General features: G+C 71.6%; 9 protein-coding genes. 4 read left to right on the plus strand and 5 right to left on the minus strand.

Annotated features, from left to right (window positions below; all coding sequences use genetic code 11):
• Positions 1-205 precede the first annotated feature (205 nt).
• Positions 206-757: a TIR domain-containing protein gene (locus FHL80_RS12485; RefSeq protein ID WP_138733740.1), complete on the minus strand. Its 552-nt coding sequence runs from the start codon at positions 755-757 to the stop codon at positions 206-208.
• A 1,521-nt stretch (positions 758-2,278) separates the two neighbouring features.
• Here FHL80_RS12485 and FHL80_RS12495 point away from each other — a divergent pair.
• From FHL80_RS12495 to FHL80_RS12505, 4 genes are all read left to right on the plus strand, one after another.
• Positions 2,279-2,743 (plus strand): DUF4231 domain-containing protein, encoded by a 465-nt coding sequence (locus tag FHL80_RS12495; protein WP_138733741.1) that lies wholly within the window; start codon positions 2,279-2,281, stop codon positions 2,741-2,743.
• Between the two features lie 303 nt (positions 2,744-3,046).
• On the plus strand, positions 3,047-4,285 hold the full coding sequence (locus FHL80_RS12500; protein WP_138733742.1) for a patatin-like phospholipase family protein: 1,239 nt from the start codon (positions 3,047-3,049) through the stop codon (positions 4,283-4,285).
• A 140-nt stretch (positions 4,286-4,425) separates the two neighbouring features.
• Positions 4,426-4,566 (plus strand): hypothetical protein, encoded by a 141-nt coding sequence (locus FHL80_RS25510; protein WP_216870677.1) that lies wholly within the window; start codon positions 4,426-4,428, stop codon positions 4,564-4,566.
• 375 nt (positions 4,567-4,941) lie between these two features.
• On the plus strand, positions 4,942-5,271 hold the full coding sequence (locus tag FHL80_RS12505; protein ID WP_138733743.1) for a hypothetical protein: 330 nt from the start codon (positions 4,942-4,944) through the stop codon (positions 5,269-5,271).
• Positions 5,272-5,685: 414 nt separating this feature from the next.
• Here the strand turns inward: FHL80_RS12505 and FHL80_RS12510 are convergent, their stop codons facing one another.
• The 4 genes from FHL80_RS12510 to FHL80_RS12525 all read right to left on the minus strand — a co-directional run bounded on the left by FHL80_RS12510 (position 5,686) and on the right by FHL80_RS12525 (position 13,552).
• Complete coding sequence (locus tag FHL80_RS12510) at positions 5,686-7,722, minus strand: galactose oxidase-like domain-containing protein (protein ID WP_138733744.1); 2,037 nt, start codon at positions 7,720-7,722, stop codon at positions 5,686-5,688.
• A 711-nt stretch (positions 7,723-8,433) separates the two neighbouring features.
• Positions 8,434-10,428 carry a C40 family peptidase gene (locus tag FHL80_RS12515; protein WP_138733745.1) on the minus strand — a complete coding sequence of 665 codons (1,995 nt, stop codon included), beginning with the start codon at positions 10,426-10,428 and terminating at the stop codon, positions 8,434-8,436.
• 129 nt (positions 10,429-10,557) lie between these two features.
• The gene (locus FHL80_RS12520; RefSeq protein WP_138733746.1) at positions 10,558-11,637 is read right to left on the minus strand and encodes a PLP-dependent aminotransferase family protein; all 1,080 of its coding nucleotides are present in this window, start codon (positions 11,635-11,637) and stop codon (positions 10,558-10,560) included.
• Positions 11,638-11,647: 10 nt separating this feature from the next.
• Positions 11,648-13,552, minus strand: coding sequence for a hypothetical protein (locus FHL80_RS12525; protein ID WP_138733747.1), 1,905 nt, complete (start codon positions 13,550-13,552; stop codon positions 11,648-11,650).
• Positions 13,553-13,559: the final 7 nt, after the last annotated feature.

The raw sequence follows: 13,559 nt of genomic DNA on the forward strand, positions 1-13,559 counted from the left end.
TTGCCCCCGGGCGGCTGGCTCGACGGGGGCCCGAACTGCGGCGCCATGCCGCCAGGTGCCGTACGGGTGCCCTGTGCGGACTGTGAACGCGCGGCAGGACCGAAGAACTCCGCGCCCGGTCGTTGATCAGTCATCTTGTACTCCGAAACTGACAGACGTCCTTGGGAGGAATCTCGCCACGCCAAGCCACGCGATTCGGCCTGCGTCACCACTTGGTGAGCAGGTCCAGGTCCAAGTCCCGATCGGGCTCGTCGCCCCTTTCCTCACGCGTGGCACTCGTGCCCGCGACCGGGGTCACCGCGACGTTGAGCAGCGGCGCGATGGTGCTCGGCAGTTGCTCCAGCTGCGGCCGGAGCGGGCGCGCCGTCGCCTCCACCCACTGGATCGAGGAGAGGAAGAACGCGAGCGGTCCGGTGAGGGCCGCCGTCCGGTCGATGCGCACGGTCAGCATCGGCTTGCGCTCCCGCGACGCGAGCTCGACCTCCCGGTAGACCTCCGGCGAGGCGCAGGACCGGGCTGAGAACACCACGACGAGCAGCCGGCTGCTCCGGATCCCGTCTACGATCGACCCGGCCCACGGGCTCCCGGCCGGGATGTCCCGAGGCGCGATCCAGCAGCGAAGGCCCGCGGCTTCGAGCACACGGACGATCTCCGTCGCCTGACTCGCATCGGCGCTCGCATGCGAGATGAACGCGGCCGGCGCCGACGAGTCGGGCCTCTCCCACCACCTGGTCCGCGGAGCATCCATGTCCGTCATCCCCCTTGCCCTGCGACACGTGACGGCGTTCAGAGCGCCCTGAGCGGAGAATCGATACGTGGCGTTCCCGGGCCATTGTGGCGACTGTCACATCTCGGTCACCAGAGGCGTCGGTGCGGCGGACAGAGACCGGTGCGTCCTCACCCGGATGGCGCTGCCTGATACAGAGGGTCGACATCGGAGGAGCTTGCTCTGCCGGCTGGCTCACGTCGGAGAGGCGCTCGCCATGATCGCCACGTCGTTCAGCGGGTTCCGGCCAGCTTCTCAACAGCAGGTCAACGTCCCGATTCGCCCTCCCCATCGGGGATCTCATCTGGGTGCCACGACCACGGTCGCAGCGTCGACGCCGGCCGGCATGTCGGCACACCTCCCACAGCCACGGGACAGCGCCGTCCTGCAGCGCGCCCCGCTCCCCCGCCACGTCCTGGGAGGTGGAGCTCACCAAGCCCGAACCCTGCAGTCCCCGGAAGAGCCTCGCCGTCATGGCCACGCGATCCCCCTGCCGTCAGCCGAGATGTCAGCACGCGGCCGTGATCGTCGCGTCACCGGAATGTCACCGCTGGCCACGTGAGGACGACGGGCACGACACCGCCGACCGTGGCCGTGTTGCCCGCGGTGCGCGGACTTCCCTTGGTCTTCCGCGGCGAGTTCACCCGGCGGTCGGTCAACATCCAACAGACGGAGTGGGCGGCCCGTTCGGGCGTATCACGCGGATGACCGACAGCCGGATGCTCGACGACGCGGACGGGCGACGGCCCCGGCGGGCTCTCCTGCGCAAGCCTGGATGGGCGACGCGACTCGAGGACTGGATCCGGGCCCGCCCGCGGTCGTCCGGGATCGCCGACTGTCCCGCTTCGCGGCGCCGCCCGACTCGAGGACGAGGACAACCGGAGGCGGTGGGTTGTGGAGACCACGCCGGATCAACGCGGTCCCTGCATGGTCGAGCTGGAGGTGCAGCACGGCTGGAACGGCGACGGGTGCTCGCGCCGTGGTCGTGTGCGTATGTAGCGTGTCACCCCTCGCACGAACTCACCCCGGTGTTCCTGCAGCTCGGGAGCCCAGAGTGCTGTCGTTCGAGGGACCGAAACACTTGTTGTACCGCCGTGGTGGTTGGCGGCTCCCAGCCGGGATGAGCGTCAGCCGTCGAGCAGCGCGGCGAACCGGCCAGCCGCCTGCCTGCCCATGCCGGGGTGGACGTGCTGGCAGACGGTGAGCGTGATGGTCGCGTTGGCGTGGCCCAGCCGCTGGGACACGACCTTGACCGGCTCGCCGGCAGCCGGGCAGCGTCGCGTGGGTGTGCCGCAGGTCGTGCAGTCGGATCATCGGCAGCAGCTCCTCCCCCAGAACGGGCGCCTGGCGACCTCCTTTCGACGCCGGGGCCTGGGTACTCGTCGGGCACCCGCTTCCCACGACCGCCGGTGAGAACGATCCCGGTCTGTCAGGTCTGAAGCGGGCGTCCGATCTGATGGACCACCGACGGGCCGCGGAGCAGCATGGGCATGCACTCGGGAGGGAGCCTCCATGGTGAGTCCTGACGGTACGGGGGCACGCGTCGACCCGGGATCGAACCACCCGGCCTGGGCGCGCTTGCTCGACCAACTCGACTGGTATGACCGCAAGAGCAGCAGTGCGCAGCGGGCCTTCACCCGGCTGAAGGTCGTCGAGTTGTTCATCGCCGCAGCGGTCCCGGTGGTAGCCGGAGCGGGCGGATCGACGTTGCTCATCGCCACGCTGGGGGCTGCTGTCCTCGTTCTCGAGGCGGTGCAACAGCTCTTCCAATGGCAGACGAACTGGGTGCTGTATCGCTCCACGGCCGAGGCGCTGAAGCACGAGAAGTACTTGTTCCTGTCGTCAGCCGGGCCCTACGCCTCCGCAGACCGGCTGCGGGTGCTCGCGGAACGGATCGAGGGGCTCATCTCCCAGGAGCACGCCAAGTGGACTCAAGGGCGAGAGCGGGCCGAGCCGGGGCCTCCCCGGGCGAGCTGACCACAGGCGGCCGTGAGACCGAGGCTCTCTGGGAGCGCTTTGACAAGGACCGACGCCGTCGCGCCGCGGGGCTCTCAGGTCGCGGGCGATCGCTGCTGCGACTTCGGTAAGGCGGGCCGTCCACAGCAGCAGTCGGTCCGCGGAGTACCGGACCGTGGGCGCGGACACGGAGACCTCCTGCAGGCCGTGATGTAGCAGTGACGCGCTCGTGACAGTGGCGCTGTCAGGCTGCGGACCGTGCCAGTACTGCAGGCAGTAGGACGCCGCCGAGGGACCGAGCCGGTCCGTCCAAGGGGAGGCGCCATGGGTGTCGGACATCAGACCTCAGGCGACGACGTCCTGTACGTCGACTCACCGGCCGTCGGCACCGGGCTGCAGCCCTTGCCGTGCGGGGACGACCTCCGACCCGAGCCGCCCCCGGACAGCCGGGATCCGCTCGCCGTCACGCTCTCCGGCGGGGGCTTCCGGGCCACACTCGCCGGTCTCGGCGCACTCCGCCTCATGGCAGACATCGAATCCCTTGGCGACCTGCGCTACCTCTCCTCGGTGTCCGGCGGGTCGATCACCAACGCGGTCACCGCGCTCGCCTGGCCGCGCCTGCGCGACCGCGGCTTCACGACCGCGGCGTTCGACGAGCTCGTCGTCGACCCGGTCGTCGCGCAGCTGTCGAGCCGCTCGCTGAAGTTCGCCCTCCTGCGCGGGCTGTGGCGCACCGTCGGACCGGCGACGCGGACCGACGTGCTCGCGCGTCGGCTGGACGAGTGGTTCCTGCACGAGGCGGAACTCGAGCACCTCGACCCCGGCGTCCGCTGGATCATCAGCGCCGCGAACATGATGTCGGGGGTGCGCTTCGGGTTCGAACGCGACGTCGTCGGCGACTACACCATCGGGCTTCTGCCGACGAAGGGGACCGGGCTCCGGCTCAGCCGGGCCGTCGCCGCCTCGGCGGCCGTGCCCGGGACGTTCGCGCCCGTGCGGCTCGGCGACCTGCAGTTCCCGTGCGGCACGGTCCCACCGGCCCTGCTCGACGGCGGGGTGTACGACAACACCGGTCTCGAGGCACTGGACGGCGAGCGGTACCGCGACGTCTTCCTGTTCACGTTGAACGCCGGAGGTCTGCTGCGGGCCGGCCCCTACGGCAAGGTGCCGCTGGTCCGCGACCTCGCCCGCGCCAACTCCCTCCTGTACCGCCAGAGCACCACGCTGAGGACGCGGGACATGGTCAACCGGTTCCGTCGCGGACGGGAGCTCCCTCCGGGGTCGCGGCTGCCGGACGGTGCGCACCGCGGTGTGCTGGTCTCGCTCGCCACCGACATGCCCACCGAGCGTCCCGAGCCGCTCCGGGCGTGGTACGCCGCGCATCCCGAGCATCGGACGTACGACGGCCGCGACCTGGCCCGCGTCCCGACTGTCTTCGACAAGCTCGACGAGCGGCTCTGCCGCGCCCTCGTGTACCGCGGCTGGTGGCTCATGGGAGCCGCACTGGCGGCCTACCACCCCGAACGACTGCCCTCCAGCGGCATCAGTCCGCCGCCGCTCTGACGACGGGCCGTCCCGTCGGGATTCGGAAGGAGAGTCGGCATGCCGACCGCGGGCGACGCCGGCCTCGCCATCGAGGCCCTCCCGGTGCGGCAGGACGACTGCACCCTGGTCACCTGGGGCCGCCCACGGACCGCCACAGAATGCTCATCGACGCCGGCCCGGTGCCGGGCTACCCCGCAGTGCAACGCAAGATGTCCCGCCTGGAGCCCGGGGAGCGGCACCTCGATGTCGTCGTCACGCACGTCGACGCCGACCACATCGGGGCATCCTTCGGCTGCTGAACAATGCCTCGCTCGGGCTGACCGTCGGCGACGTGTGGTTCAACGGGTTCGAGCACCTGCCCGTCGTCGACGACGACGGCTACCTCGGGCCGCCGCCCGGCGAGATTCTCGCGCCCTGCTGGAGGCGCTGCACCTGCCCTGGAACGCGCGCTTCGACGGGGCGGCGGTCAGCCGGGCGCGGGGAGCCGCACCGGCCCGGCTGGAGCTCGACGGCGGCCTGCGCGTCACGGTGGTGGTGCTGTCGGACAGGGAACTCGCCGCCCTGCGTCCCGTTTGCCAGCGGGAGTGCCGCGCGGCGGGCCTGGTGGCGCCGTCGACCTGCAGGGCCGACCCGCCCCGCCGCCTGGCGTCAAGGTGCGCGACGGGGCGGTGTGGGTGGCAAACACCGACCGCGCGACGCTGTTGCGCATCCCCATCACGTCGCAGGGCGACGCCGGGCCGATCAGCACCGTGGCCTCCGGCCTGACCGGTGTCGACGACTTCGCCTTCACGGGTGAGGGCAACACGGTGCTGGCCACGCTGAACGTGCCGAATGAGGTCGCCCTCGTCCGCGCCGACGGAACGCACGCCATCGTGCTCACCGGCGAGGACGGATTGCAGAACCCGACGTCGGTGGCGGTGCGGCACAGCCGGGTGCTCGTCACCAGTGCCGCGTACTTCACCCGCGCGGATCCGAATCTGTTGCGCGCCCACCTGGACGACTGAGCCCTGCCCGGAGCCTGACCACGGCACCGGACGTCCGCCGCGATGCCGCCGGCCGTGGAGGCCCGGTCGATAGGACGGACTTGCGCCTGCGGGTGCTACCGCGCGGTCGGATGGGCGCGCAGGGTCGCGAGGCCCGAACGCGCTCAACGCCCGCCGCGGTGCAGGCCCCGGCTTCGTTGGCGTGCCTCTGCGAAGCGCGACGACGCCAGCACGGCGATCTCGTGGCTGAGCACCAATCGTCGACGGTGATGCCCGCCGACACGAGGGCGACCACTCCCCCGTCGCCGCCGAACACCGGACCGGTCGCCCGCACCGACGACCCGAGGGTGTCGGCGGAGCTCGGGCACGGTCACGGTCACGGCGATGCGCTGCTCGTTTCGGGCCTCTTCCGTAGGGCGGTACCGCGTTGCAGAACTAGGACAGGCGCACGAACGTCGCTGTCGAGGGGACCTCGCCGCGCAGCAGGAACAACATGTAGTACCCGGGGGGCGCGACGAAACCGTCGGGCGGTGCCTGGACGGTCAGGTCGGTGCTCGATCGAGCCGTGATCGTCAATTCGACGAAACGCTGATCGGCATTGAACGAATGCGTGCAGGAGCCGCAGCGCAACAGACTGACCGAGCTGATCGAGGAGGGGTTCTCCGTACCGATGACAGCCGTGCTCGCGTAGGACATCTGTGTGGGTGCAGAGGTGATCGTCGGCCGAGGACCCTTGAACAGGTAGGGCGGGCTGTAGAACTCCAGGCAGAGTTGCTCCTCGTGGAAGGGGCCGGGGTTCCACAGCGAGTCGGTTCCCGCGGTGAGGACCCTGCCATCGGGTAGCAGCAGGGCAGTGGCGTGGTACAGCCGCGGCACGGACATCGGCGCCATCGTGGTCCAGGAGTTCGCCACCGGGTCGTAGCGCTCGGCTTCCCATACCGGATTGGCGCCGTTGTCGGCGGAACCCGCATCGCTCCCGTTCATCACCAGCACGCTGCCGTCGGGCAACAGGACCGCGTCCGGCATCACCCGCCGGTGCGCCAGGGGGGCGACCAGACGCCAGGCCAGCGGCGTCGCCGTGAGATCGAGGACCTCACAACTGGCCGTCGCGGGGGTTCTGATGGTGACCGCTGGTCCTCCTCCGCCCCCGCCGATCAGCATCACCCGGGCGCGGTAGGGCGGGTTGGTGGTCGGGCGCAGCGGCAGCAGCACGCTGGTGCCCTCCACGCCGTAGGTGCGGGCGTTGCGGTCAGGACGGTCCGCGGTCTCCAACTCGGTGGAGGCGAACGTGAAGTTGGTCAGGTCCAGGAAGGCCGTTCTGGTGCCGCCATGCAGCAGCAGCTTGCGCGTGGGCAACACGAAGAGGAACGGGAACGTGACGAAGCCACCGAAGCGGGTCATCGGCGGTGCGCTGACCGGGAGGTGGACAGTCCCGGTCGTGGGATCGAAGATCTCGTAGGTGGTGTTCTGGTTCGCGACCGGCAGACGCTTCTCCCCGCCGGCCATCAGCATGCGCCCATCAGGGAGGGTGACGACCGAGGGGTACCAGCGGGCGGCGGCGAGCGTCCCGGCGTAGGACCAGGACCCTCCGCCGGGACCACCGGGCGAGAAGACGTGGACCGAGCGCAACCTGTCTTGGTTCTCCCTGTCCCCGCCGGCAACGAGCAACCGACCGTCCGGGAGGAACGCGTGCCCGCTGCAGAAGATGTTGGGCAGCGCCGTCTCACCATGCGCTCCGTGGTACGCGGGCGTGGCGGCGGTTCTTGAGGCGAGGTCCAGGACCGCGGATTCTCCGAACGGGGTGGGGACCTCTCCGGGATTGTCAGGATCCGCAGGCTCCCGGTAGCTGAGGAAGAGGACGCCATTGGTGTGCAGCAGGGCGGTGTGCAGTCCCGAGATGCCCGCATGGAAGGTGGGCTCCTCCCACATCCCGACCTTGACCCTGTCCGCCGGACCGACCGGCGGATAGTCCGGACGAGGGAACACCTCGTAGGCGCCTCGGCCCCCGTCCCAGTAGATGCATCCCTTGTCGAACTCGCTCACCCGCCCCGCCTGATGCGGGAGCTCGTACTCATTGCTCGTCGGGTACCCCAGCGGGCCGCGTTCCCATCCGAGGAACGACCACAGGGCATGGATGTCGCCGTGCACCTCGTGGGCTCCGGTCCGTGGCGTCCAGTAGATCGACCCCGAGGTCGGCCCTGCCTGGAAGTGGTTGAACCGCCCGACACCGTCGGGTGTGGGGGTCTCGTCGGTGGTCGGGTAGCCCAGGACGCTGCGTTCCCAACCGAGCGAAGACCACAGGGCACGGATGTCGCCGTGCACTTCGTGGGCTCCGGTCTGCGGCGTCCAGTAGATCGACCCACGCTCGTAGTGCTGAAAGCGCCCGATCCCGTCGGGCGTGGGCTCCTCAGCACCTGTCGCCGGCCCGAGGAGGGCAGCCAGGGACTGGTGCTTGTCGCTGATCTCGCTCATGGAGTCCTCCGCGCTGATGGGAGCCCGATGCCTTCATCGCCACCGATGAGCACTTCGCAGACCCTGGCGACCCGGAGACCCATCCTCGTCAAGATCCGTCACCGGTTCGTCACAACCTCTGCCACCACCCGCTGGTGCCTCGTGTCCCGACCCGCCGTTCCGCATCGCGGCCTGCGATCTCGTCACCCAAGGCAGCGCTGCCGGTGCTGGACGCCGGTGACCCGGTAGGAGCGGTCGCGGTTCGCCGCCACAGGCCTGTGCGTGGTGGCGAATCACCCCTCGACACTCATCGCTGGCGCTCAATGACGATGACCGACTTGCCGGAGTCGCTGCAGGGCACGCCCGTCGAGCCGGGCGGATGGGCCGAGCCTCGGCTCCCATACCGCTGATCCCCTTCCCGCGACGGGAAGCCGCCGGGCCGCCGACGACGGCGAGCGCGGACGCCCCCGCCCAGCCGAGCAGTGCCCGTCGGCTCAGCTCCCGCACGACTCATCACCGGTGGCGCCCACGCGTGCCCCGTCCCCCAGGCCCCCGTGCTCGCGACCCGCGTCGGGGTGGTCCGACGCACGGTAGCGGCCGGGGACGGGACACCGGAACCTCTGCGGTCGCAGGATGTTGCCGACGTCTTCGGTGCCGCGGGCGGGCGCAGCGGCAGGGCGTGCGCGATGAGTGGCAGCTGTTCCTCGTCGAGGCGGTGTTCACCACGGTGGGTCACGCTGGTCGCCGCCATCCGGCGGGGGACTCCGAGAACTCGGCGAGGCGCCGGATCTTCACCACGTCGCCCGTGCGCGGGGCCTCGACGACGTTGCCGTCACCGATGTACATGGAGACGTGGTGGATCCCCGAGGGTCCGTAGAAGACCAGGTCCCCCGGTTGCGGGTCCCCGGTGGCCGGGAGGTTCCCCTCCCACTGGGCTCCCGTCCACATGCCGATGCTCCTCCCGCCCAGTGCCCTCCCCCACGCGTACTCGATCAGGCCGCTGCAGTCGAAGCCCACGGTGTTCGCACCCTGTTTCACCCCCAGCGTCGGTCCGGCCATGTCGCCACCACCGAAGCTGTAGGGCGTCCCGAGGTAGGCGAGGGCCGCGCTCACCGCCCTGCCTCCCGGGGTGTCCGGTATGCGGACCACCCACTGCCTTCCCTTGCTGGTCACGGTGACCGTCCGGCCGGGGCCGTAACTGCCCCCTGCCGGGGACGGCGCAGGAGCCGACGGTGCGCCGCCGGCCGCACGCTGGAGGGCCGCCGTCGTCACCGGGCCGACGACGCCGTCGGCGACCAACCCCTCCCGTCGCTGGAACGACATGACCGCCGCACGTGTCCGGGAGCCGAACACCCCGTCGACGGCCAGTCCCGCACCGATGACCCGGTTCAGGGTGCTCTGCACCCACCTGACGTCGGTGGTGGGCGACTCGAACTCCTGTGTCCACAGCGTCTCCCGCACCCTGCTCTCGCGTCTCCCGCCGAGCGACCCCGCCCACACCTCGGAACGGAGGCCGTCCAGCTCCCGGAGCGGCTGCTGCGGGATCGGGATCTCCAGGTGGTATGCCGGATCTGAGTTCGACGGCCCGAGGAAGTAGCTGACCCGCCCGTCCGATCGGCAGGCTCGTTCGAACGCCGCCTTGTCCGCGACGGAGCTGGGAGCGACGTCGATGACCGCGAGCACCCGCGGGTCGCCGGTGTGGTGCGAGACCTTGGTGGGTCCCAGCTCGATGATCTTCCGCTCCATGTCGGCCCTGACCTGGGCGTCGCTCCGGCCGGCCGCGCTCGACGCGATGTACACCTCGATGACCCGGTCGCCGTACGGGCCGTACAGGTCCAGTTGGCTCTGCGGGCCGAGCCGGCGACAGTTGTCGAACATGATCCGGGCCTGGTCGGCCGGCGTCCGCTGGGTGCTGGACACCAGCACCTCGCTCAGTCCGGCGGCGCGCACGATGTCGGTCAACACGCCGAGCGCGTACGGGGCCACCACTTCCCGCTTGGCGTTCGCCGCCCACCGGATGACCGGCGCGCCCGACGACGGCTGACCCGTCGCCGGCGCGCCCGGAGCGGCACCTCCCCGAGGAGGCTGAGCACCCAGCAGAGGCCGCACCTGCGTGTCGCGGATGCGCAGCCACTCCTGGCTGAGGGTGCGGAACCCCGGTTCGGAGAGGGAGAGTGAACGGCCACCCCGTGCGGGGTACCGACGGTTGAACACCGAATCGGTGAGCGCGTTCTCGTTGGTGACGCCTCGGGCGACCTCTGCCCTGATGACCGCGTTCTCGACCGACGAGGACGTGCCCGCGGAGCTCGGCCCGTAGGAGAGCTCCGCTGCGACGGGCGCGGGAGCCGAGCCGGAGGAGCGGGCCGAGGCGCTGCGCCGCCGGTCGCTGCCCCGACCCGCCCGCAGCTCGCCGAGCAGCCCTCGCCCGGAGGCCCGACGCCGAATGCGGTACGGACGCCGACCCCCGTAGAAGAAGTTGCCGCTGACCCGCCGGTGCGCCTGGCCGTCCGGTCGGCGGACCAGCTGGACGCGGAAGTGCGGACGGGGCCGGGCGTCGTGGTCGAGGGTCCAGCCGGGACCGAGGCCGCGCGCGTGCTCCCTGGCCATCGCCCGGGCCTGCCGCGCCGTCGGACACCAGTAGTTGTGCCGCCCGGGCATGTCGGTGATCTCCACCCAGACGGTGTCCCGCGTCGCGGGGGCCGCTCCGGTGGCGGACGGACGGGTCATGGCTCCTCCTCGGGAGTTGCGGGCATGGGTGGTCAGGAGTTCCGCGGGGTCCCCGGCGGACGCTTCCGTCGGGACACCGCGCCCCGGTCGGCTCGTCGCCCGTGCCGGCGCGGCACTGACGGTCGACGGTCACAGCGGGGCTCCCGTGCCGACGGTGCGGTGCGCCGCCTCCGCCAGCAGGTCGGCCGCCCAGTCCACCTGCGGAGCCGACAGCGTGGCGGTGAGGACGACGGTGACCGCGGCCCCCTGCCAGCACGGCGGGACGGTCACCAGGCTGCGCAGCCCCGCGGCGCCCAGCCAACTGCACATCGCGGCCGCACGCCGCCGGTCGGTCGGCTCCAGCCGCTGGACCGGGAACTCACCGGCGCCCAGCCGGACGCCCCGGTCGGTCAGCCGTCGCCGGAACCGGCGGACCAGCCAGAGCAGGCGGGCACGGAGCCGGTCCCCCGACTGCTCGTTGACGGTGAGCGCCCGGTCGGCGGCGCGGAGATCGGCGGCCGTCGGGGCGCTGCTGTGCACGCGCGTCGGCCCGCGGGTCCGGATCTCCTCGACCAGCCCGGTCGGCCCGGCCACGACCGCCAGCGGCGCACCGAAGCCCTTGGTTAGGGAGTCCACCAGCAGCACGGGGCCGGCGGCACCGGTCCAGCGCACCGTTCCCCCGCCGCCGTGGCCGTAGGGCGCCCCGGGGTCGGGGTGCCGACCGAGGATGCCCAGCGCCTGGGTGTCGTCGAGCACGAGCACCCCGCCGTGCGGTCGCAGCGTCTCGAGGTAGCCGGCGACCGGCGCGGCCCGCCCGCAGCCGGTGCAGTACCCGTCGGCGAGGACGAGGGGACGCCGGCCCCCGCCGCCCAGGGCCCGGAGGCACCGGTCCAGCCCGGCGGGGTCGTGGTGCGGGAAGGTCCGCACCAGTACCCCCGCGCAGCGCCGGCCCGCCAGCGGCCACCGGCCGACCGGGTAGCTGGCCGCGTCCACCAGGACGGCGTCGCCCGGGCAGCTGTTGAACAGGTCGAGGAAGGCGTGCAGGGTCGAGCGGAACAGCAGGCCGGCCTCCGCACCCACCAGTCCGGCCAGCCGCGCCGCCACGGACCGGGCGGGTTCGGCGCGGTCGAGCGCGGCCGGGACGCCCGCGGTCAGCGCGTCCCAGCCGCCGAGCTCTGCGGACGTGTGCCGCAGGCCCAGGTACAGCGAGCCGGTCAGGTCGAGCACCACCGGTGCGTCCTCAGCCGCGACGCTGGGCGAGCAGCCGGCGCTGCAGCAGCACGGTCGGGACGGTGGCGTCGACCCGCGACGTGAGGTCGACCCCGGTCGCCGCCCGGTAGGCGTGCGTGTAGCGCTGCATCTCCGGGCGCCAGTAGCGCGCCCAGTTGGCCGCCTGCTGGGGGTCGTTGACGTCGCTCCAGTCGCCGAACCGGATCGACAGCAGGATCTGCTCCCCGTAGACCCCCAGGTCCCGGAAGTGGGTGACGCTGACGTCGGTCCAGCGCTGCATCGCCTTGAGCGAGTCCACCCGGTCCATCCAGGGCTCCGGGTAGGGCACCATGACCCGCCCACCGAGGAACTCCCGCATCTCCGGGCGGGACAGCAGCCACTCCATCACGAGCATCTCGGCCCGCGCGGTGGAGGGCAGGTCCCCGTACTGGTTGTGCGCGCCCTCGGCGAGGAGCAGGTGGGTCTCCCGCAACGCGTTGAGCACCGGGAAGCCGTCGGCGATGACGGTCGTGTCGTCGTCCTCCTTGAAGAAGACGTGCGCCAGGAACAGCAGGTTGTGGAAGGACGCGAGGAACTTGTGCCGTCGGTCGACCGTCTGCACCGGCGGGTGCAGGGCCTGGCCGGTGAGCCGCAAGCCGTACTCGTGCTCGTACTCCGCCGAGCGGCGGACCACGGTGAGCCGGGAGTACTCCTCTTGAGCCCACCCCCAGATGAGGTTGCCGAGCGGCCGGAGGGGGTCGATGTCCAGCCGGGCGAGCGGGTCGGGCCCGTGCCGCGGCGTGCGGTTCTGGAACCGGGCCAGGATCGCGTACATGGCCTGGACGAGCATCGCCTCCTCGTGCCAGTACGACCAGATCAGCTCGATGGACAGCGGGTCGCTGATCCGCGACCGGAGGATGCCGTAGCAGGTGGCCGGCACCTCCATGGGCCCCTTGAGCGGGATGTCCCCGAGCCGTGCCTGGATGGTGTTGAGGTAGGGCATGACCGGCCCGGACTCCTGGCGCAGCTGCTCGAAGTAGTCCGCACGCATGTCGGCGATCTGCTGCTTGGTCGGCCGGAAGCCCAGCCGGGTGGTCTCCCGCAGCGCCAGCTGCTCCGGCGTCAGCCCCTCGATCTCGCGCCACCCGGGGCTCTCGTCGGTGGCCCCCATGCGGGCCCGGCCGGTCACCACCTCGTCGGTGATGACCCCCATCTCCTGCATGAGGAAGGCGTCCGTCGCCCGGCACAGCAGCTCGAAGGCCCCGGTCCCGCGGAACTGCAGGGCCTGCCGGGCGCCGCGGACCGGGGCGGTCTCCCCGCACATCACCGAGTCGATGAACTCCTTGTACCGAGCGAAGGAGATCGCCTCGGTCCGGTTGCGGATGATCATCCAGAGGACCTGGTCCGAGGTCGGGACGGTGGAGGTGCGCTGCAGGCTCACCGGGACGATGCCGTCCTGGTTCCTGCTGCCGGTCGGCGGGACGACCCGGAGCCGGAACACCGCCAGGTCGGGGGGGCCGTCCGGATCGTCGCCCCTGCCCCTGGCCGACTCGGCGCGGACGGCCCGGGTGAGGGTCGATCGGTCCGCGGCGGCCAGGAGGTCCGCCGGGGCGTCGACGTCGTCGGTGCCGCCCGGGTCCGCCGGCTGCGGGTGCTCCCCCGGCGACTGCGTCGGCTTCAGGGTGCGGCGGCAGCTGACGTCGTAGGCGCCCGGGCGGAAGCCGTCGGTGTCCATCGTGAACAGGGCCGGGTCGGTGGGGTCCTGCCGACCGGCCTGGGTCACCGAATCGGTCGGGAAGGGGCCGGTGACCTCCCAGCGGAGGTCGTAGCGCTCCGCCAGGGCGCCGCCGAGGTCGGCGTCCTGGACGCGGAACCACACGGCGGTCCCGGCCGGCACGGTCTCGGTGAAGCTCGCGGAGATCTTGAAGGTGCTCATCGGGGGT

It is taken from the genome of Modestobacter excelsi (assembly GCF_005930495.1).
Taxonomy (GTDB): Bacteria; Actinomycetota; Actinomycetes; order Mycobacteriales; family Geodermatophilaceae; genus Modestobacter; species Modestobacter excelsi.

What these genes read in the sequence shown, in the direction of transcription:
- FHL80_RS12485 (WP_138733740.1), bottom strand. Translation starts at nt 757, where the DNA reads ATGACGGACATGGATGCTCCGCGGACCAGGTGGTGGGAGAGGCCCGAC.
- FHL80_RS12495 (WP_138733741.1), top strand. Translation starts at nt 2,279, where the DNA reads ATGGTGAGTCCTGACGGTACGGGGGCACGCGTCGACCCGGGATCGAAC.
- FHL80_RS12500 (WP_138733742.1), top strand. Translation starts at nt 3,047, where the DNA reads ATGGGTGTCGGACATCAGACCTCAGGCGACGACGTCCTGTACGTCGAC.
- FHL80_RS25510 (WP_216870677.1), top strand. Translation starts at nt 4,426, where the DNA reads ATGCTCATCGACGCCGGCCCGGTGCCGGGCTACCCCGCAGTGCAACGC.
- FHL80_RS12510 (WP_138733744.1), bottom strand. Translation starts at nt 7,722, where the DNA reads ATGAGCGAGATCAGCGACAAGCACCAGTCCCTGGCTGCCCTCCTCGGG.
- FHL80_RS12515 (WP_138733745.1), bottom strand. Translation starts at nt 10,428, where the DNA reads ATGACCCGTCCGTCCGCCACCGGAGCGGCCCCCGCGACGCGGGACACC.
- FHL80_RS12525 (WP_138733747.1), bottom strand. Translation starts at nt 13,552, where the DNA reads ATGAGCACCTTCAAGATCTCCGCGAGCTTCACCGAGACCGTGCCGGCC.